Genomic DNA, 19,908 nt, shown 5'->3' with positions numbered 1-19,908 from the left:
ATGATTGCGCTGAAACTCTCCGAGATCGCCGCCCTGACCGGCGCCCAACTGCACGGCACCGACCACCTGGTCGACGGGCCGGTCGTCACCGACTCCCGCGAGGCGAGCGCCGGCAGCCTCTACGTCGCGCGCGTCGGCGAGCATGCCGACGGACACGACTTCGCCGGCTCCGCCATCGACGCCGGCGCGGTCGGCGTGCTCGGGTCACGCCCGCTGCCGGGCCTGCCCACGCTCGTTGCCGACGACGTGCAGCAGGCGTTCGCCGACCTGGCGCGGGCGGTCGCCGACCGGGCACCGCACCTGCAGATCGTCGGCATCACCGGAAGCTCCGGCAAGACCTCGACCAAGGATCTGCTGGCCCAGGTGCTCGCCCCGGCGGGCCCGACAGTGGCCCCGGTGGGTTCCTACAACTCCGAGGTCGGCGTGCCGCTCACCGTATGCCGGGTGACCCTCGACACCCGATTCCTCGTCGCAGAGATGGGCGCCACCAACCTTGGCAACATCACCTACCTGACTCAGATTGCGCCGCCGAGCATCGGCATCGTCCTCAACGTCGGCACCGCTCACGTCGGCGAGTTCGGGTCGGTGGACGCGATCGCGCAGACCAAATCCGAACTCGTGCAAGCACTTCCGGCCGACGGCCTCGCGATCCTCAACGCCGACGACCCACGGGTCAGCGCGATGGCGCCGCTGACCGACGCCCGGGTGGTCACGGTGGGCCGATCGCCGGCCGCAGACGTGCGGGCCCTCGCCATACGACATGACGAGCAGGACCGGGCCGGGTTCACCATCACCGGTCTGCCCGGCGTCGACGACCTGCCGGTGCAGCTTGGGCTGCACGGAGAGCACCAGGTCGGGAATGCGCTCGCCGTCGCGGTTGCCGCTCGCGCACTCGGTCTCACCGGCGACCAGATCGCCGCAGGGCTCGCGTCGGCGGCACCGGTGAGTCGGTGGCGCATGGAGGTGCACAACCTGCCCGACGGCATCACCCTCATCAACGACGCCTACAACGCCAACCCCGACTCGATGGGCGCCGCGCTGCGCGCGCTGCGGCGGATCGGCGATGGTCGGCGCACGATCGCGGTCCTGGGGGAGATGCTCGAACTCGGCGAGCTCAGCGAGCAGGCACACCGCGACGTCGGCGAGACCGTCGCGGAGTTGGGCATCGACCAACTGGTCACCGTCGGCGCGGGAACGCAGCCGTTGGCCGAAGCCGCCGCGCGCGGTGGGGTGCCGGTGCTGCGGGCCGCCGATGTCGATGAGGCGCACGACACACTCGGGCAACTTCTAGGCTCCGGGGACGTCCTGTTACTGAAATCGAGTCGCAACGCGGGACTGCGTTACCTTGGCGACCGCATCACCCAAGAGCACGGTGGAGAGATCGAGAAGGATGGATCGGGCAATGGCTAGCCGCGCTTCCGGCGGGTGCAGCACGTCGACGGAGCTCGCTTCGTGAAGGCGGTGCTGATCGGTGCGTCGATCGCACTGGTGATCGGGTTGGTCGGCACCCGATGGTTCATCGGATTCGTGGTGCGGCACGGCTATGGCCAGTTCGTCCGCGACGACGGCCCGACAAGTCACCACACCAAGCGCGGCACCCCGACAATGGGCGGCGCGATCATCATCGCCGGCTCGGTGCTCGGCTACGGCATCGCCCACCTGATCACCTGGGACGCACCGACCGCATCCGGGCTGCTGGTGCTCTTCTTGATGGTCGGCCTCGGCCTGGTCGGCTTCCTCGACGACTGGACCAAGATCTCCCGGCAGCGTTCGCTCGGGCTGCGCTCATGGGAGAAGCTGATCGGCCAGACGCTCGTTGCGGTGATCTTCGCGGTGCTGGCCACCAAGTTCTCCCGCGGCGGCATCACCCCCGCCAGCTACCACATCTCCTTCGTGCGGGACACCTGGGTCAACCTGGCCTTCCGCGGCACCGCGCTCGCCGTGGTCCTGTTCGTGATCTGGGCAAACCTGATGATTGCCGGCACCAGCAACGGGGTGAACCTCACCGACGGACTCGACGGCCTCGCCACCGGCGCCTGCGTGATGGTCTTCGGCGCCTACGTCCTGATCAGCGTCTGGCAGTCCAATCAGAACTGCCAGTACAACTTCTCCAGCAAGTGCTACGACGTGCGTGACCCGCTCGACCTGGCGGTCGTCGCCGCCTGCGTGATGGGCGCCTGCTTCGGGTTCCTCTGGTGGAACGCCTCACCCGCCAAGATCTTCATGGGCGACACCGGCTCCCTTGCCCTCGGCGGCGCCCTCGCCGGCCTGGCGATCACCACCCGCACCGAGCTGCTCGTGGTCATCCTCGGGGGGATCTTCGTGCTCGAGACCCTGTCGGTGATGCTGCAGGTCGGATCGTTCAAACTGCGTGGCAAACGGGTGTTGCGGATGGCGCCCATCCACCACCACTTCGAGCTGCTCGGCTGGGAGCAGATCACCGTGACGATCCGCTTCTGGATCATCGCCGGACTCTGCGTGGCCGCCGGCCTGGCGATCTTCTACGCCGAATGGGTCGTCGGCGGCGTATGAGCCCGAACCCCACGAAGTTCTCCGCTCGTTCCTCGCTCCGATACTTCGCGGGGGCCCCGAACCACCCCACGAAGTTCTCCGCTCGTTCCTCGCTCCGATACTTCGCGGGGGCCCCGAACCACCCCACGAAGTTCCCCCCGCATTTCTCGACCCTCGGCATCGCAACGCGCCGTGTGAGCGCGGTTTCGCGGCGCGTCGGTATGCCGAGGGTCGACTTTTGCGCGGGTATGGCGGGTGCGGGCGTATGACGGAGCAACCCTGGCCGCTCGACCCGGCATACGAGCCGGACGACGGACGCGGCACGCTGACCCACGGCGACGCCGACTGGTCCGGGCTGACCGTCGTGGTCGTCGGTCTCGGCGTCTCCGGCTTCGCCGCGGCCGACGCCCTGCTGGAGCGCGGTGCCCGCGTCACCGTGATCAGCCGCGACCGCACCCCGGTGATGGACGACCGCGCCAAGATCCTCGACGTACTCGGCGCCGACGTGCTCTTCGGTGCGGACGTGCCCGACGCCCCGCCGGCCGGCACGCGGCTGGTCGTCACCTCGCCCGGCGTCCCGCCGACCAACCCGTTCCTGGTCGCCGCGGCCACCGCCGGCATCCCCGTGTGGGGCGAGGTCGAACTCGCCTGGCGGATGCGACCGCGCGAGGGCGCCGCACCGTGGCTGACGGTGACCGGCACCAACGGCAAGACCACCGCGGTCACCATGCTGGAGTCGATGCTGCGAGCCGGCGGGCTGCGTGCGACGGCGGCCGGCAACGTCGGCCTGCCGATCCTCGAGGCGGTCCTGCACCCCGAGCCCTACTCCGTGCTCGCGGTCGAACTGTCCACCTTCCAACTGCACTGGTCGCGCAGCATCTCGCCATACGCCTCCTGCTTGCTCAACGTCGCGCCCGACCACCTCGACTGGCACGGCTCGTACGACGAATACCGCCACCAGAAGGGCCGCGTCTTCAACCGCAGCCAGATCGCGGCGGTCTACAACGCGCAGGACCTGACCACCGAACAACTGCTGCTCGACGCCGAGGTGGTGGAGGGCTGCCGCGCGATCGGCTTCACCCTCGGTGTGCCGTCGGTGTCGATGCTCGGCGTGGTCGACGGGGTGCTGGCCGACCGGGCGTTCATCGACGACCGCCGCACGACCGCGGCCGAGCTGGCGCAGCTGGACGACCTGCGCGGCCCGGACGGCGCCGACCCCGCGCCGCACTACGTTGCCGACGCTCTCGCCGCCGCCGCGCTGGCCCGGTCCTACGGCGTCGCGCCGGTGGCGGTGCGCGACGGACTACGTGACTACCACCCCCAGCCGCACCGGGTGCAGACCGTCGGCACTGTCGATGACGTCCGCTACGTCGACGACTCCAAGGCCACCAATCCCGGTGCGGCGGTGGCGTCCCTGACCGCGTACGACGACGTGGTCTGGATCGCCGGCGGCCTGCTCAAGGGCGCCGACGTCGACGAACTGGTCCGGGCCGGTGCGTCCCGGCTGCGTGGGGTCGTCCTGCTCGGCAGGGACCGCGCGCAACTCGCCGAGGCGGTCCGGCGACACGCGCCGGATGTCCCGGTCGTGGACATCGCCAACACCGAGACTGGAGCCATGGTTGATGCCGTCCGCGCCGCCCGCGAGCTCGCCCGTCCCGGCGATGTGGTGCTGTTGGCACCGGCCGCGGCGTCGCTGGACATGTTCGACAGTTACGGCGCGCGCGGTGACAGCTTCGCCCAGGCCGTCCGCGACCTCCCCAGCGCCGGACGATGAGCGCGACCAGCGGCACCGACAGCTCCGCCGGCAACCTGCGTGAGACCGTCGCCGATCGGCTGGGCCTCGACGGGCTGCTGAAGCGACTCGAATCCCCGGTCGCGCCCTACTACCTGCTGCTCGGCTCCACCGCGATGCTGGTGCTCTTCGGCCTGGTCATGGTGTTGTCGGCCTCCAGCGTCACCTCCTACCAATCGAGCGGCTCGTCATACACGGTGTTCAAGAGCCAGGCGATGTACGCCGTGCTCGGTCTCGTCGTCGCCGCGGCCGCCAGCCGGGTGCCGGTGCGCATCTGGAAACTGCTCGCGCTGCCGGCCTTCGTCGGTGCGGTGTTCCTCGAAATGCTGGTGTTCTCGCCGCTCGGCCGCACCGTGCAGGGCAACCGGAACTGGATCGGAATGGGCAGCTTCACCATGCAGCCGTCCGAGGCCGGCAAGGTCGCACTGGTGCTGGTCGCGGCCATGGTGCTCACCCGCAAGCGCAAGGTGCTCGGCGAGTGGCGGCACGTGCTGATCCCGCTCATCGTGCCGATGGCGATCGTGCTGCTCGGCCTGGTGCTGGCCGGGCACGACCTCGGCACCACGATGGTGCTCGCCGCGATCCTGGGCGCGATCCTGTTCGTCGCGGGGGTGCGGATGCGCTTCTTCGCGACGGCCGGCGCCTTCGCGGTCGCGGTCGCACTCGCCTTCGTCGCGACCAACAGCAACCGCACCAGCCGTCTCGACAGCTGGCTCGGGACGTGCATCGACGCCCAGACAGCCGGCTGCTACCAGAAGGTCCACGGTCTCTATGCGATGGCCGACGGCGGCTGGTGGGGCGTCGGCCTCGGCGCGAGCCGGGAGAAGTGGTCCTGGCTGCCGGAGGCGCACAACGACTTCATCTTCGCGATCATCGGCGAGGAGCTCGGGCTGCCCGGCACCCTCGCGGTCGTGGCGTTGTATGTCGCGCTCGGCTACGCCTGCTACCGGCTGATCGTCGGCAGCAAGGACTTCTTCGTGCGGCTGGCGACGGCCGGCATCATGGCCTGGATCCTGGTGCAGGCGATGATCAACATCGGCTCGGTGACCGGCCTGCTGCCGATCATCGGCGTGCCGCTGCCGCTGGTGTCCTCCGGTGGATCCGCGCTGGTGACAACGCTGCTGGCGCTCGGGGTGCTGATCTCCTTCGCCCGCAACGAGCCGGAGTGCAAGAAGGCCCTCGCCGCGCGGCCGAGCGCGATCAAGCGCACGCTCGCGGTGTTGCCGGGTCGTCGCTGACCGGCAGGGCATAGGGTCGATCGCGGCCACGTCGTCCCACCCACCCCGAGGATCATGAGTTCGTCATCTCCCGCCCTGCAGTCCGTCGTGCTCGCCGGTGGCGGCACCGCCGGCCACATCAGCCCCCTGCTCGCGACCGCGGACGCGTTGCGGCGTCGTGACCCGGACGTGCGCATCACCGTGCTCGGCTCGCACGGCGGCCTGGAGGAGACGCTGGTGCCCGAGCGCGGTTACGACCTGCGGCTGATCCCGAAGGTCGCCTTCCCGCGTCGCCCGAACGCCGCGGCGGCCCGCTTCCCGCTCGCCTTCCGCGGCGCGATCGCGCAGACCGCCGACATCATCGAAGAGGTCGACGCCCAGGTGGTGGCCGGTTTCGGTGGCTACGTCAGCCCGCCGGCGTTCCTCGCCGCCCGCAAGCTGAAGCTGCCGATGGTGGTGCACGACGGCAACGCCCGCGCCGGGCTCGCCACCCGTCTCGGCTCGCGCTTCACCCCGTATGTCGCGACCGCCTTCTCGGCCACCAAGCTGCCGCACGCGCAGCTGCTCGGGATGCCGCTGCGCCGCGAGATCACCACCCTCGACCGGGCCGCGCTGCGACCGGAGGCGCTGCGCACCTTCGGGCTGCGTGCCGACCTGCCCACCCTGCTGGTGACCGGCGGGTCCAGCGGCGCGGTGCGCGTGAACGAGCCGGTCGCGGCGTCCGCGGCGGCCTTCCGCGACGCCGGTGTGCAGGTGCTGCACGTGACCGGCAAGGGCAAGGAAGTCCAGGTCGCAGGCGGGGGTGCCGATGTGCCGTATGTCGTGCTGCCCTATGCCGACCGGATGGACCTCGCCTACGCCGCCGCCGACCTGGTCGTCACTCGCGCGGGCGGCAACATGGTTACCGAGACGTCCACGATCGGGCTGCCCGCGGTGTTCGTCCCGTTGCCGATCGGCAACGGGGAGCAACGACTCAATGCCGCCGACGTGGTGGCCGCCGGGGGAGCGCTGCTGGTCGACAACGCCGACTTCACGCCCGATTACCTTGCCCGCGAAGTGATTCCGCTGGTGAAGGACCCGCAGCGGCTTGCGTCGATGGCAAGCGCGGCCCGCGCGCAGGGCCACGGTGACGCCGACGAACGCCTGGCGGAGCTGATCGCCGGCGCCGCGCGATGAGCCCCGAGCCGGACGGTGTCAACCGGCGGTTCGACTTCCACGCACCGCTGCCGTCGCTCGCCGACGTGCGCGCCGCGCACCTGATCGCGATCGGCGGCTCCGGTATGTCGGGGGTCGCGCGCCTGCTGCTCGCCCGCGGCGTGGCGGTCTCGGGTTCGGACCGCGCGGACAGTCCCGTCTTGGACGAACTGGGAGCGGACGGGGCCCAGGTCGTGATCGGGCAGAGCACGCAGACGGCCGATCGGGTGCCGGCCGATGCGGTCGTGGTGGTGTCCTCGGCGATCGCCGAGACCAACCCGGAGCTGGCCCGGCTCCGGGAGCGCGGTTTGACCGTGCTCCACCGCGCCCAGGCGCTCGGCATGCTGATGGCCGGTCGTGGCGCGCTTGCGGTGGCCGGGGCAAACGGCAAGACGACGACGAGCGCGATGGCCACGGTGGCGCTGCGCGCGGCCGGCGCCGACCCGTCATACGCGATTGGGGCGCCGATCGTCGGAATTGGCACGAATTCCGGTGTGGGGCAGGGAGATTCATTCGTCGTCGAGGCAGACGAGAGCGACGGGTCGTTCCTCGTCTACCATCCGCGGGTCGCGATCGTCACCAACATCCGCGACGACCACCTGGACTTCTACGGCACGTCCGAGCGGCTGCACGCGGCCTACACCGACTTCGCCGCCACGGTCCGGCCCGGCGGACTGCTGGTGGCTTGCGCCGACGACGAAGGGTCGGCCACGTTGGCGGACCGAGTGCGTGATGGCGGCGGCCGGGTGCTCACCTATGGCCGCTCCGAGAGTGCGGATCTGCGGCTGGTCGAGGAGTCCGGCTCCGGCTTCGACTGGCGTGCGACGCTCGTCCTGCGTTCGGGTGACCGACTGCTGCTGCGGCTACGCGTGCCCGGTGCACACAATCTGCTCAACGCGGCCGGTGTCGCGCTCGCCCTGACCGAAGGGCTCGGCTGCGACGCGAGCGCCGTGGTCGATGGTCTGGGTGAATTCGCAGGCACGGCAAGGAGATTCGAGCCACGCGGCGAGGCCGGGGGAGTGCGGGTCGTCGACGACTACGCGCACAACCCGGGCAAGCTCGAGGCAGTGGTGCGCACCGGCGTTGCGCTGCGCGACGGCGGACGTCTCATCGTGGTCTTCCAGCCGCATCTCTACTCGCGCACCCAGCATGCCGCCGATGGCCTCGCGGCGGCCCTGTCGTTAGCCGACGTGGCGATCGTGCTGGACGTCTATGGCGCACGGGAGGACCCGGTGCCAGGGGTGACCGGTGCGCTCATCACCGACCGGATCACCGGCGCTGAGACGGTTTACGCGCCGGCCCACGACGACGCGGTGCACGCGGTGCTCGATCGGGTGCGTCCTGGCGATCTCGTGCTCACTGTCGGCGCCGGTGACGTGACCGCACTCGGTCCGCGGCTGATTGACCTGCTGGGGCAGGGCTGATCAGCGTTCGGGCCGGTTCCGGAAGGAGATCTTGGGCGCGGTGCTGAACGTACGCACGCCATACGGATCGGCCTTGCGGCCCGACTCCATCAGGCGCGCGCCGGCCTCGGCCTTCCACTGCTGCGCGGCCTCCTGCGCGATTGGCTCCTGCCAGAAGCCGGGGCGCACCACGAGCTGCTCGATCTGTTGCATGCCGTATGCCGGCTGATCCCCTGTCGGGTGCTCCTTGTCGATGAGCACCGCCGCGGGTGATGGATTGGCCGACACCGCGGAAGACACGGATCCGTCGTCATACCAGGCATGTTCGACCAGAGGCACGAACTCGATCGTGCTGTTGAAGTCGCTGGGCTGACCGACGAAGACCGGTTGGAGGTCGACCCCCTCGGGCAGCGCGTTAGGCCAGGCCCGGAAGCGTTCGGTCATTGCCCGGCACGCATCGCAGGTCGGGGTGAAGAAGACCAGGACGGTGGGCGGGTCCTGGAAATCGCTCAAGGCGATCTGTTCGCCGCGGACGTTGCGGAGGGTCAGCTCGTGCGTCACGTGCGTAAGCGTAGCCACCTCACCACCGGTGCTCGGCCTGCCAAGCCTCCGGACCGATGAGGTAGCCGTCCGCGACGAGGGCCTCGGCAAGGCTGTGGCGATTGCTGACGGCCACGTTTGCCTTGCGGTACTTGGCTCGTCCTGACTTCAGGTGGGTGTGGACCGTTTGTTCGGTGATGCCGAGATAGCGACCGAGTGTGCGGGCCGAGATGGATCGACGGCTGGCGTAGAGGCAGAGGATCTGGATCTCGCGATCGGTCAGGTGTGCGTTGGGAGGGTGCTCGCGGACGCGCCGACGTGCCCCGTTGAGCACCGCCGCGATGCGTCGTACGGCGTCGTCGAGCGAGTCGCGTGGTTCGATCCAGTCGGCGGCTCCCTCGTCGTACGCGCGGTCCGCGGCCGACTGCTGGTGGATGTTGCCGAGCACGACCGCGCACGACGACAGCTGGGTGATCGCCCGCACCTTCAGGCTGAGTGGCACGTGGTCGTCGAGGTAGGCGTCGACCACGACATATGGGCTGATGCCGTCGAGCCGGGTAACTAAATCGGTCCAGGAATAGAGCAGCATTCCAGTGGTCATCCCCACAGCGTGTAAGGCGTCCACTAAGGCGTGCCCGATGATCGGGCTGCTGTGCACCACGTCGACCGAACTTGCTTGCCGCTGCATGCATTTCATCTAACACTGCGTCGAAGAGCTGGGCGGACGGTGCCCGGCGTTTCCGAAGGTGTTTGGCAGGGGTCTCCGGAGGTCGAAGAATGGTTGAATGCCTAACGTTCTTATCAGGCCACGTGTCAAGCATTGTGTTGATTTCTGAACGCTTCTGATTGATTGCGTTTGAAACCAGCGCATAGCCGTCCCATCTGCCGATTCGGCCGGCCTGTCGGCGGCAAGTGCGTCATCATCTCGTCATGCTTTCGGCGGGCACTGCGGGACGGGTAAAGGTGGGGGTCGTCGCGTCGGCGGCCCTGTATGCGGGCGCGCTGCTGCACGTGTTGGAGCAGGTGCCGGGACTGGAGCTGGAACGTCGCGAGGACGCCGGCGACGGGTGCGACGTCATCGTGCTCGACATCACCGCGCAGCGCGCGACGTGCCGGGTTGCCGAACTCAGCATGAGCGCATCCGTGCTGGTGTGGGGCGGTTATCTCCACTCGGAGCAGGTCCGGCAGCTTGCCGCGGAGGGTGCCAGCGGCTACCTGTCGGTGATCTCCAAACGGGACCAGCTGGTGCGGGCCGTCATGGCGGTAGCTGCCCGGGAGCGCTACTTCCCGGAGTTGGACGAGGTTGCTGCAGTGCGGTTGACCAAGGCCGAAGACCGGGTTTTGCAGGCGTATTTGATCGACATGGCAGATATGACGCGCGCGGATGTCGCGACTGCATTGGGACTCAGTGATCGCACTGTCAAGGCTCATCTGGCGAACGCACGCGGCAAAGTTGCCGGCCAGGTCGGCAGTCGGGGCGCACTCTTGCGTGCTTTGCAGGCCCGTGGCTGGCCAGACACTCGCGTCTAGTCCTTTATTGGTAGATCAGGCGGTCGTCCGGTAAATCTAGGCCTTTGTGGTGAGCTGAGGATTAGCGGCGCTTTGGACCGGCTAGTTTTCCTCCTGGCGCGCGGCGCCTTATTCGCTTACAAGCTTCCTCCGCGAAGGGTTTCTAACCAAATGTCCAACGAAACAAAGACCGTCACCCGTCGGACCGTCGCCAAGGGTGCCGCCTGGTCCGTGCCGGTGGTGGCCCTCGGCGCAGGTGCCGCTCAGGCTGCCGCGAGTGGCGAGCCGACCTGCCCGAACTGCTTCAAGGCAGGCTCCATCCCCACGCCGGTCGTGTCGGCCGCCACCAACACCAACGGCACCGCGGCGTTGTTCCCGTGGGTTGCGACCCTGAACATCGACTCCACCGGTTGCCCGCTCAACCTCTTCCGGCCGGCCTACACCGCGATCGCCACCAACTCGACCCTGACCATGACCGACGGCAGGTCGTACACCTCGAACGTCGGTCTCGGCAGCGGGGCCGGCACATTCGGCCAGATCAGCGCCTTTGCGTTCGCCGGCAACTTCTCCGGCGTCACGCTGTCCCGATTCCCGGTCGTTGGGACCTACCCGAGCAACGGCATCCGCCCGGCGAAGTTCTGCGTGGACTTCAACTTCATCCTCGTCGGACTGCCCAGCCTGATCCAGATCACCTGCCCGCAGACCCTCTGCTGGAACGTCAGCTCGATCCCGGTCGGCGCGGGCGTCGGCGGCGTCGGCGTCGTCACCTTCACCAGCACGCTGTCGCCGGCCTGATCCCACCAGTCAACGGAGGCTGCCCCGCCGCACCTGCGGCGGGGCAGCCTCCGTTTGACTCGGGTTGAGTTCACTCGGTGCCTGCGGCGGCCTGTCGCTGAAGGTCTGCTCGCCAGGTCGGCCGCAGGACCAGATCCTGGATCGGCCCGTGACCGCCGGTCTGTTCGTGTCCGAGCGGATGGGCCGCGTCGATCAGAATCGCGCCCGGAGTGCCGGTGACCTGCAGTGACCGGGCCGTCGCCTGATCGGTGTACCAGGCGTGCGGGGCGAGTGGCGCGAACTTCTCCTGCGGCGCGAACTCCGCCGGGCTGCCGATGAAGACCGGCTGCAGATCGAAGCCGTCCTTCAGCAGGTTGGGCCACCAGCGGAAGTGGTCCACGACTGCGTGGCAGGCCCCGCAGCCGGGCGAGAAGAAGACCAGGAACGTAGGTGGGTCCTGGAACTCGGTGATCGGCAGCTCGTTGCCGTCGGCATCCTGGAAGGTGAGCGTGCGCACCAGCCGGTCGCGCCGGCGTTTGTCGGCATACGCCCGCCAGGCAACGAGGGCGCCGCCGGTCGCCAGCGCCAGGAGCGCGGGTATGACGTAACACCACGTCGCCAGCCGGTCCGCGGCGACCGACGCCGGCGACCGGTGCAGCGCGACCGCGGCCACGGCGAGGGCGACCAGCACGCCGTTGCGCACGATCGTGCGGATGCCGACGGTGTCGTCGCCGAGACCGCCGAAACAGTTGCACGACACCGGCACCGGCCGCCGGGCAACCTGGATGACCAGCACCAGGAACGCTACGAACAGCGCGAGGATCGCCACCGCGAAGATCACCTGCCACGGAGTCGGCAACAGCACGACACCGAGGCCCAGGCCGATCTCGACCCACGGAAAGGCAGTGGCAAACCGGCGATCTCGCCAGGTCCATTGCGGCAACTGGAACTGCGCGACGGTCAGCTGGAACTTCTCCGCGGTGCCGAGCTTGAGGATGCCGCTCACCACCAGCACGGCGCCGATGGCCCAACTGCACAGCGCACCCAGCAGATCCGCCCACGCGCCGCTCATCGAACACCCACCCGCATCATGCGCTCAGCTTACGGAAAGCGCGGTCCGGCACCGCCCGGAACGGCGTCCAAAACAATCTCACCATCAAGTTGAGGTCGATAGTCGCAGGTGGGCCGGTGGTTGCGTACCATGCCTCAGATGCTGCTGTCGCGGGCAGCCACTCGCCGCGGGCACGGTGTGTCGCCTAGGGAGTGGCAGGCGCGACGGTCATCATCGACCTGACGTTTTGATCTCTATCGCTGGAAAGGCCCTCTCCTCGTGGCAACTCCGCAGAACTACCTGGCCGTCATCAAGGTCGTCGGCATCGGCGGCGGTGGCGTCAACGCCATCAACCGGATGATCGAGGTCGGGCTCAAGGGCGTGGAGTTCATCGCCATCAACACCGACGCCCAGGCGCTGCTGATGTGTGACGCTGACGTGAAGCTTGAGGTTGGCCGCGAGCTGACCCGCGGGCTCGGTGCCGGTGCCGACCCGGAGGTCGGCAAGAAGGCTGCCGAGGATCACGCCGAGGACATCGAGGAAGTGCTCAAGGGCGCCGACATGGTCTTCGTCACCGCGGGCGAGGGCGGTGGCACCGGCACCGGCGGAGCGCCGGTCGTGGCCAAGATCGCCAAGAGCCTCGGCGCGCTGACCATCGGTGTGGTGACTCGCCCGTTCACCTTCGAGGGCCGCCGCCGTGCCGGGCAGGCCGACCTGGGCATCAACGCGCTGCGCGAAGAGGTCGACACTCTCATCGTCATCCCCAACGACCGCCTGCTGTCGATCAGCGACCGCAACGTGTCGATGCTCGACGCCTTCCACAGTGCCGACCAGGTGCTGCTGTCCGGTGTGCAGGGCATCACCGACTTGATCACCACCCCGGGCCTGATCAACCTCGACTTCGCCGACGTGAAGTCCGTCATGCAGGGTGCCGGTTCGGCGCTGATGGGCATCGGCTCCGCCCGGGGTGAGGACCGCGCCGTGCAGGCCGCCGAGTTCGCGATCTCCTCGCCGCTGCTCGAGGCCAGCATCGACGGCGCGCAGGGTGTGCTGCTCTCGGTGCAGGGCGGCAGCGACCTCGGGTTGTTCGAGATCAACGAGGCCGCCCGCCTGGTGCAGGAGGCTGCGCACCCCGAGGCGAACATCATCTTCGGTGCGGTCATCGACGACGCGCTTGGCGACGAGGTGCGGGTCACCGTGATCGCCGCCGGATTCGACGGTGGCGCGCCCAAGCCGCGTAATGACGACCGCGCCCTCGGCCAGATCCAGGGCGGACCGGTCCCGGGCAAGCGCGAGCCGGCCCAGCAGCAGTCCCCGGTCGAGGCCGCGCAGGCCGGTCGGCCGCAGCAGCCGGTGTCCGCCCAGCAGGACGACGAGACCGTCTCTTCGGCCGACGCGGAGCAGGGCCTGACCGAGGAGCAGCCGGCGCCGGCCCAGCCGGGCACCGTGCAGCAGGCGAACACTTCCCGTCCGCCGCGCGAGGTGACCTTCGACGACAGCGAAGACCTCGACGTCCCCGACTTCCTGAAGTGACCGACGCCGCCGCCTGGCGGCATTCGAGGCGCTGACATGTGGTGGTGGCGGGACACGATCCGCACCGCGGGCGAAGCCGCGATCGACGTCGGCTTCACCGACAACGTCGGCGGTTTCAGCGACGGGCCGCTGCGCTCGCTCAACCTCGGCGGCAAGGTCGGCGACGATCCCGACCGGGTGCTGCGCAACCGGTCGGCGGTCGCGGCGGCGGCAGGTGTCGCCGATGACCGGCTGGTCTTCATGCAGCAGTCACACAGCACCCGCGTCGCCACCTATCGCACTGGCGCCGCCGGGCCGATCGACGCTGACGGCGTCGTGACCGCCGAGCAAGGCACCGCCCTCGCCGTCCTCGTCGCGGACTGCACCCCGATCCTGCTTGCCGACCCCGCGGCGGGCGTCGTCGGCGCGGTGCACGCCGGCCGACCCGGCATGGTCGGCCGGATCGTCGACAACGCGCTGGACGCGATGGCGACCCTTGGCGGCGCGAATCCCGTTGCAATCGTTGGGCCTTCGGTCTGCGGCCGCTGCTACGAGGTGCCGCTGGAGATGCGGGAGGACGCCGCTGCGGTGACTCCGGCCAGCCGTGCGGTGAGCTGGGCCGGCACCCCTGCGATCGACGTCGCCGCAGGCGTGGTCGCCCAACTCGCGGCACGCGATGTGCCGGTCACCTGGGTGCCCGGATGCACCCGGGAGAGCGATCGGCTCTTTTCCTACCGGCGGGACCACTCCGCGGGCCGGTTCGCCGGCGTCATCGTCCAGCGCGACCAGGACGCGTCCTTCGATGTATGACGGGAGTCCCCGCCGCGACGAACTCGCCGCGCGCCTGGCCACCGTCCGCGAGCGCATCGACCGCGCCTGCGACGCGGCCGGTCGATCGGCCGAGGACGTCACACTGATCGCGGTCACCAAGTTCTTCCCGGCGAGCGACGTCGCGATCCTCGCCGAGCTCGGAGTGCACGACGTGGGGGAGAACCGCGACCAGGAGGCATCCGCCAAGGTCGACGAGCTGCCCCCGGAGGTCCGCGATCGCCTCACCGTGCACTTCGTCGGCCAGCTGCAGTCCAACAAGGCCGGGCACGTGGCGCGTTACGCCGACGTCGTGCAGTCGGTCGACCGGCCCAAGATCGCGCGGGCGCTGGATCGTGCTGCGGCTGCCGCGGATCGACGACTCGAGGTGTTGCTGCAGGTGGACCTGTCCGGGGCTGCGGGGCGGGGCGGCGTCGCTCCTGAAGCCGCCCGAGCGCTCGCCGACGAGGTCGCCGAATCCGAGGCGCTGCGGCTGCGCGGCGTGATGGCCGTGGCACCGCTCGGGGAGGATCCGGCGCCTGCTTTCGAGCGGCTGGCTGGCGTGGCTCACGCCATACGGGAAGGACATCCGGACGCCGACTGGATGTCGGCCGGGATGAGCGGCGACCTGGAGCAGGCCGTCGCCGCAGGCGCGACACACCTGCGTGTCGGCAGCGCAATCCTCGGTTCGCGGCCACTTGCCCGGTAGCGTCTCTCGCGACCGACAAGATCCCCCGCGAGAGCCGCCCGCTCGCGGTCAGCAAGGAGTGCACACATGGCCGGAAAGCTGCGCGCGACAATGGAATACCTCGGTCTGGCCGAGGCCGACCCGCGCTACCGCGACGACGACTACGCCGGTGAATGGTCCGACGAGCACTACGACGCGGCCGGTGACAGCGGTTACCCGGTCGAGGACACCCACCGTGAGCCCGCTCCCGTCACCCACCTGCACAAGTCGCCGGCTCCGTCGGCCGAGTACGACCAGGAGCTGTCCGCGATGAGCCGCATCAACACGATCCACCCGCGCACCTACAACGAGGCCAAGGAGATCGGCGAGAGCTTCCGCGACGGGGTGCCGGTCATCATGAACCTGTCCGACATGGACGACACCGACGCCAAGCGCCTGGTCGACTTCGCGGCCGGTCTGGTCTTCGGCCTGCACGGCACCATCGAGCGGGTCACCAGCAAGGTGTTCCTGCTCTCGCCGTCCGGCGTCGAGGTTGCGACGAGCGGCCCCGAGGCCGGCCGGCCGGCCGGTCGCGGCCTGTTCAACCAGAGCTGACCGCTTACCCCATTTCCTAGCGGCGGCATCCGGGCCGGTGGTCGGTCCCACGTCCGGATGCCGCACACTTGAACCATGTCAGCGGTCCTCAGCGTCGTCGCACTGCTGCTCTATGTCTTCTTCATCCTGCTGCTCGGGCGGCTGGTGCTGGACTGGGTGCAGGTCTTCGCGCGGGACTGGCGTCCGCGCGGTGCGGTGCTGGTGATCGCGGAGACTATTTATACGGTCACCGACCCGCCGCTCAAGGCGCTGCGCCGCGTCATACCACCTCTGCGGCTGGGGCAGGTGCGCCTGGATCTGGCCTTCCTGGTGTTGATCCTGGCTGTCTCTTTGCTGCTCAGTGTCCTAAGGTAAGCAGGACATTCAACCGATTGTCGGCGGTGCAGTCTGCCCAAAGTGCTGCCTGTTTGCCGCCGCACCCGACTTTTCACCGAGGTGGACAGATGGCGTTGACGCCTGAAGACGTGGTCAAGAAGGAGTTCACCAAACCCAAGGGTTTTGGTCGTAGTGGTTACGACGAGATCCAGGTTGACGACTTCCTCGACGAGATCGTGGTCGAGCTGCGCCGGCTGAACGCCGAGAACGAAGACCTGACCGGCAAGCTTGAGGACTGCCACCGCAGCAAGGGCCAGCCGGGCCGCGCCGAGGCCGATGTGACCAGCCCGGGTGCCAACACCCCGGCCGCTGCGTCGCCGGCCGCCGCCGTCCCCGCCCTCACTCCGGTCTCCGGCGGCAAGGACACCGACGAGACTGCCGCCGTGCCCAATGCCGAGGCGGCGAAGGCGGCGAAGGCGGACCTGGCCGCGGCTCAGGGTGAGTTGAAGACGGCCCGCGACGAGCTGACCCGCACCAAGGCCGAACTCGACCAGGCCAAGAGCGAACTCACCAACACCAAGCAGGAGCAGGAGCGGGCCGAGACCGCCCTGCGGGATGCTCAGGAGCGGCTCAAGACCGCGCAGCAGCAGCTGGACGACGTCCAACGGCAGCACTCGGACGCTGCACAGGCACCGGCCGCGCTCGCTGCGTCGGGCGAGCAGCAGGGTCAGCCCGCCCAGGAGGGTCAGCGCCTGCAGGCCTCGCCCGAAGCGCAGCAGCTGGTGTCGCCGGAGAGCGCCGCGGGCGTCATCGCGCTCGCGCAGCGACTGCACGACGAGCACGTCCGCGAGGGTGAGACCACGCGTGATCGCCTGATCGGCGAGGCGACCACCCAGCGCGAGCAGCTGATCTCCGAGGCGACGTCGCAGCGGGACGAGCTGGTCAGCACCGGTCAGAGCCGGCACGACGAGCTCATCGCCGCAGGTCAGAGCCGGCATGACGAGTTGGTGCAGTCGGGCCAGACTCAGCACGACGACCTGGTCCGGACCGGCACCGAGCAGTCTGAGCAGATGGTCCGCGAGGCGGAGGAGCGCAAGAACCGCATCCTCACCGAGCTCAACACCGAGCGCGACCGGGTCACCACCGACATCGACAAGCTGCGTGCCTTCGAGGGTGACTACCGCACCAAGCTGCGCGGCTACATCGAAGGTCACCTGTCTCAGCTGGACCACACCGCGGTTGACGGGGACAGCAAGTCGCAAGGCTGAGCTTCCGCGCGGCAACAAGGCCCGAATGCGGCGCCCATCGGTTATGGTGGGCGCCGCTTCGTCGTTCTCGGACAGTCGGGGTCGATGTCGCCAGCATGACGATTCATGTCTCGCTTGTCCCGCACAGGCCATGATCGGGGGCCTTCGCCGGTTCAGCTCAGGCCCACCGAGAAGGAAGGAAACGATGGCTACCAAGAGGTCCGCCGACGCCGGGTCGGGAGCATCAGGGCGGCGCACGCGGGTGACGGCGGCCCTGCGCAAGGCGGCCGGCAAGGCCGTGTCCAAGGCGACCAGCCGCACCGGCACGAAGGCGGCTCCGGCGAAGAAGTCGACGGCCAAGGCGCCCGCCAAGAAGGCGGCCGCGAAGAAGGCGGCTGCGGCCAAGACACCGGCGAAGACGACGGCCAAGAAAGCTGCCACGGCGAAGACTGCCGTCAAGGCGTCCGCCAAGAAGTCCGCTGCGAAGAAGACACCGGCCAAGCAGACCGTCGTCCCCAAGACGCCGCCCAAGAAGAGCGCCGCCACAAAGGCTCCCGCGAAGAAGACGGTCGGCACGAAGGCTCCGGCGAAGAAGGCCGTAGCCAAGAAGAGTTCGCCCAAGACGAGCTCAGCCAGGAAGAGCTCGGCGGCGCCGGCGGCCAAGGCCCCGGCCAAGAAAACCGTCGCGAAGAAAGCGACTGCAGCGAAGGCCACACCGACCAAGGTCAACGCCACCAAACTGAAGGTGCGCGATGACGAATCGCCCTGGACAGCAAAGGAACTCAGCGCCGTGCGTGCCGAGCTGCAGGGTGACGTCGAGCGATTGACCACCGAGCTGCACGGCTTTGAGGACGACATTGCCGGGCTGATCAAAGACAGCGGCGACGGCGCCGGGGACGACCAGGCCGACGCGGGTGCGAAGACGTTCGAGCGCGAACACGAGTACTCCCTGGCGCAGAACTCCCGTGACCTGCTGGAACAATCGGTTCATGCCCTGGAACGCATCGACGACGGCAGCTACGGACTCTGCGAGAACTGCGGTAACCCCATCGGCAAGCTGCGGTTGCAGGCATTCCCACGGGCGACCCTGTGTCTGACGTGCAAGCAGCAGCAGGAGCGCCGCTGAGCAAGCCGGGACCCGACGACGAGGCGACGGGGTCGGGTGGCAGACCGTCCGCCCGACTGATCGCACTCCTGGTGGTCGTTGCCGCTCTCGGCTATGGCGCGGACCAGGGCACCAAGGCTTGGGCCAAGTCCGCGCTCGATCCCAATCGTTCGCAGGAGTTCATCGGGACCCTGCTGCAGTTGCGGCTCACGGACAATCCTGGCGCGGCGTTCTCGATCGCCACCAACGCGACCTGGTTGCTCAGTGTCATTGCGATCGTGGTCATCGCGGTGACCATCTACTTCGCCCGCCGGTTACGCAGCAAACCGTGGGCATGCGCGCTCGGCCTGCTGATCGGTGGTGCGCTCGGCAACCTGACCGACCGGTTCTTCCGGCCACCCGGAGGCGGGCAGGGGCACGTCGTCGACTTCCTGGAGCTGCCGCATTGGCCGATCTTCAACGTCGCCGACATCTGCGTGGTCACCGCGGCCTGCCTCATCGCGCTACTCGCGTTCCTGGGCATCGGCATCGACGGCAAGCGGGTCGATGACGACAAGAATGACGACAAGGACGGTTCCGGCAAGGACGCCGACCCGGAGGGGGCGGCGTGAGCGAGGTGAAGGCCCTCGGCATACCGGAGGGTCTGGAAGGCGAGCGTGTCGACGCCGCGATTGCCCGGCTGTTGGGCTTCTCCCGCACTCAGGCGGCGGACCTGGCGGTGACCGGTGCGGTGACCTTGGACGGCAAGGAAGCCGGCAAGTCCGACCGGGTCAGCAGCGGGCAGTGGCTCGAGGTGCGGATGCCCGATCGGGTCGGACCGCGGGTGCCGGAGGTCAAGCCGCAGCATGTCGAGGGCCTGCGCATCGTGCACGACGACAGCGAGATCGTCGTCGTCGACAAGCCCGCTGGGGTCGCCGCCCATCCGAGCGTCGGCTGGGACGGTCCGGACGTGGTCAGCGGACTCGCCGGGGCCGGCTACCGCATCTCGACCTCGGGTGCCGCCGAGCGGCAGGGCATCGTGCAGCGACTGGATGTCGGCACCAGCGGGCTGATGGTGGTCGCCAAGAGCGAACGTGCCTACACCGTGCTCAAGCAGGCGTTCCGCGATCGCACCGTCGACAAGACCTATCACGCTCTGGTGCAAGGGCTTCCGGACCCGATCGTCGGCACGATCGATGCGCCGATCGGGCGGCACCCTGGGCACGACTACAAGTTCGCGGTCATGGAGTCGGGTCGCCCGAGCGTGACGCACTACGAGTTGCTCGAAGCGTTCCGGTCGATGAGCCTGCTCGACATACATCTGGAGACCGGGCGCACCCATCAGATCCGGGTGCACTTCTCCGCGCTGCATCACCCGTGCGTCGGCGACCCGCTGTATGGCGCCGACCCCACGCTCGCCAAGAAGCTCGGCCTGGACCGGCAGTGGCTGCACGCGGTCGAGCTCGGCTTCGAGCACCCCGGGTCGGGGGAGTGGGTCACCTTCGAAAGCCCCTACCCGGCCGATCTGCAGCGCGCGCTCGACATCGCGCGCGGCTAAGGGCCCCTCCCGACCCAACTCGTCACGTCAAACCGCGACTTGTCACGTTGCAAGCGGACTTGTCACGTGCTCTAGCACGTGACAAGTCCACCTTCAACGTGACAAGTCCGGT

Annotated in this window: 20 protein-coding genes; 17 read left to right on the top strand and 3 right to left on the bottom strand. The window is 68.8% G+C overall.

What is annotated here, in order from left to right:
• The 6 genes from N2M23_RS07190 to murC all read left to right on the top strand — a co-directional run bounded on the left by N2M23_RS07190 (position 1) and on the right by murC (position 8,138).
• A complete protein-coding gene (locus tag N2M23_RS07190; protein ID WP_265444374.1) occupies positions 1-1,410 on the top strand; it encodes a UDP-N-acetylmuramoyl-tripeptide--D-alanyl-D-alanine ligase in 1,410 nt (469 codons plus the stop codon).
• 42 nt (positions 1,411-1,452) lie between these two features.
• Positions 1,453-2,532: a phospho-N-acetylmuramoyl-pentapeptide-transferase gene (gene mraY / locus N2M23_RS07185; RefSeq protein ID WP_265444372.1), complete on the top strand. Its 1,080-nt coding sequence runs from the start codon at positions 1,453-1,455 to the stop codon at positions 2,530-2,532.
• A 244-nt stretch (positions 2,533-2,776) separates the two neighbouring features.
• Entirely contained in the window at positions 2,777-4,285 is a 1,509-nt protein-coding gene (gene murD / locus N2M23_RS07180; protein ID WP_265444371.1) for a UDP-N-acetylmuramoyl-L-alanine--D-glutamate ligase, read from the top strand.
• Positions 4,282-5,541: a putative lipid II flippase FtsW gene (gene ftsW, locus N2M23_RS07175; RefSeq protein WP_265444369.1), complete on the top strand. Its 1,260-nt coding sequence runs from the start codon at positions 4,282-4,284 to the stop codon at positions 5,539-5,541. Before murD ends, ftsW begins: the two co-directional genes overlap by 4 nt.
• A gap of 54 nt (positions 5,542-5,595) precedes the next feature.
• Positions 5,596-6,696, top strand: a complete 1,101-nt coding sequence (gene murG / locus N2M23_RS07170) for an undecaprenyldiphospho-muramoylpentapeptide beta-N-acetylglucosaminyltransferase (protein ID WP_265444368.1) — start codon at positions 5,596-5,598, stop codon at positions 6,694-6,696.
• Positions 6,693-8,138 carry a UDP-N-acetylmuramate--L-alanine ligase gene (gene murC / locus N2M23_RS07165; RefSeq protein WP_265444366.1) on the top strand — a complete coding sequence of 482 codons (1,446 nt, stop codon included), beginning with the start codon at positions 6,693-6,695 and terminating at the stop codon, positions 8,136-8,138. The genes murG and murC overlap by 4 nt, the downstream gene beginning before the upstream one ends.
• Here the strand turns inward: murC and N2M23_RS07160 are convergent, their stop codons facing one another.
• Positions 8,139-8,678 carry a peroxiredoxin family protein gene (locus N2M23_RS07160; RefSeq protein ID WP_265444365.1) on the bottom strand — a complete coding sequence of 180 codons (540 nt, stop codon included), beginning with the start codon at positions 8,676-8,678 and terminating at the stop codon, positions 8,139-8,141.
• Between the two features lie 19 nt (positions 8,679-8,697).
• Positions 8,698-9,258 (bottom strand): helix-turn-helix domain-containing protein, encoded by a 561-nt coding sequence (locus N2M23_RS07155; RefSeq protein WP_265444363.1) that lies wholly within the window; start codon positions 9,256-9,258, stop codon positions 8,698-8,700.
• Positions 9,259-9,587: 329 nt separating this feature from the next.
• Here N2M23_RS07155 and N2M23_RS07150 point away from each other — a divergent pair, with 329 nt between their 5' ends.
• Positions 9,588-10,187 carry a helix-turn-helix transcriptional regulator gene (locus N2M23_RS07150; protein ID WP_265444361.1) on the top strand — a complete coding sequence of 200 codons (600 nt, stop codon included), beginning with the start codon at positions 9,588-9,590 and terminating at the stop codon, positions 10,185-10,187.
• 150 nt (positions 10,188-10,337) lie between these two features.
• Positions 10,338-10,961 carry a hypothetical protein gene (locus N2M23_RS07145; protein WP_265444359.1) on the top strand — a complete coding sequence of 208 codons (624 nt, stop codon included), beginning with the start codon at positions 10,338-10,340 and terminating at the stop codon, positions 10,959-10,961.
• Positions 10,962-11,031: 70 nt separating this feature from the next.
• Here the strand turns inward: N2M23_RS07145 and N2M23_RS07140 are convergent, their stop codons facing one another.
• Positions 11,032-12,012: a MauE/DoxX family redox-associated membrane protein gene (locus tag N2M23_RS07140; RefSeq protein ID WP_265444357.1), complete on the bottom strand. Its 981-nt coding sequence runs from the start codon at positions 12,010-12,012 to the stop codon at positions 11,032-11,034.
• Between the two features lie 258 nt (positions 12,013-12,270).
• Between N2M23_RS07140 and ftsZ the strand changes: the two genes are divergently transcribed.
• From ftsZ to N2M23_RS07095, 9 genes are all read left to right on the top strand, one after another.
• A complete protein-coding gene (ftsZ, locus tag N2M23_RS07135; protein ID WP_265444355.1) occupies positions 12,271-13,524 on the top strand; it encodes a cell division protein FtsZ in 1,254 nt (417 codons plus the stop codon).
• A gap of 36 nt (positions 13,525-13,560) precedes the next feature.
• A complete protein-coding gene (pgeF, locus tag N2M23_RS07130) occupies positions 13,561-14,313 on the top strand; it encodes a peptidoglycan editing factor PgeF (protein ID WP_265444353.1) in 753 nt (250 codons plus the stop codon).
• Positions 14,306-15,019: a YggS family pyridoxal phosphate-dependent enzyme gene (locus N2M23_RS07125; RefSeq protein ID WP_265444351.1), complete on the top strand. Its 714-nt coding sequence runs from the start codon at positions 14,306-14,308 to the stop codon at positions 15,017-15,019. Before pgeF ends, N2M23_RS07125 begins: the two co-directional genes overlap by 8 nt.
• Before the next feature lie 66 nt (positions 15,020-15,085).
• Positions 15,086-15,592: a cell division protein SepF gene (locus N2M23_RS07120; protein ID WP_265444349.1), complete on the top strand. Its 507-nt coding sequence runs from the start codon at positions 15,086-15,088 to the stop codon at positions 15,590-15,592.
• A gap of 75 nt (positions 15,593-15,667) precedes the next feature.
• On the top strand, positions 15,668-15,946 hold the full coding sequence (locus N2M23_RS07115) for a YggT family protein (RefSeq protein WP_265444347.1): 279 nt from the start codon (positions 15,668-15,670) through the stop codon (positions 15,944-15,946).
• Between the two features lie 89 nt (positions 15,947-16,035).
• Positions 16,036-17,175, top strand: coding sequence for a DivIVA domain-containing protein (locus N2M23_RS20655; protein WP_279671803.1), 1,140 nt, complete (start codon positions 16,036-16,038; stop codon positions 17,173-17,175).
• Between the two features lie 184 nt (positions 17,176-17,359).
• Positions 17,360-18,280 (top strand): TraR/DksA family transcriptional regulator, encoded by a 921-nt coding sequence (locus N2M23_RS07105; RefSeq protein ID WP_265444345.1) that lies wholly within the window; start codon positions 17,360-17,362, stop codon positions 18,278-18,280.
• Positions 18,244-18,870 carry a signal peptidase II gene (lspA, locus tag N2M23_RS07100; RefSeq protein ID WP_265444343.1) on the top strand — a complete coding sequence of 209 codons (627 nt, stop codon included), beginning with the start codon at positions 18,244-18,246 and terminating at the stop codon, positions 18,868-18,870. The genes N2M23_RS07105 and lspA overlap by 37 nt, the downstream gene beginning before the upstream one ends.
• Positions 18,867-19,796 carry an RluA family pseudouridine synthase gene (locus N2M23_RS07095; protein ID WP_265444342.1) on the top strand — a complete coding sequence of 310 codons (930 nt, stop codon included), beginning with the start codon at positions 18,867-18,869 and terminating at the stop codon, positions 19,794-19,796. Before lspA ends, N2M23_RS07095 begins: the two co-directional genes overlap by 4 nt.
• Positions 19,797-19,908 lie beyond the last annotated feature (112 nt).

Source organism: Flexivirga meconopsidis (genome assembly GCF_026162425.1).
Classification (GTDB): Bacteria; Actinomycetota; Actinomycetes; order Actinomycetales; family Dermatophilaceae; genus Flexivirga; species Flexivirga meconopsidis.
This window is presented reverse-complemented; position numbering and strand designations above follow the sequence as displayed.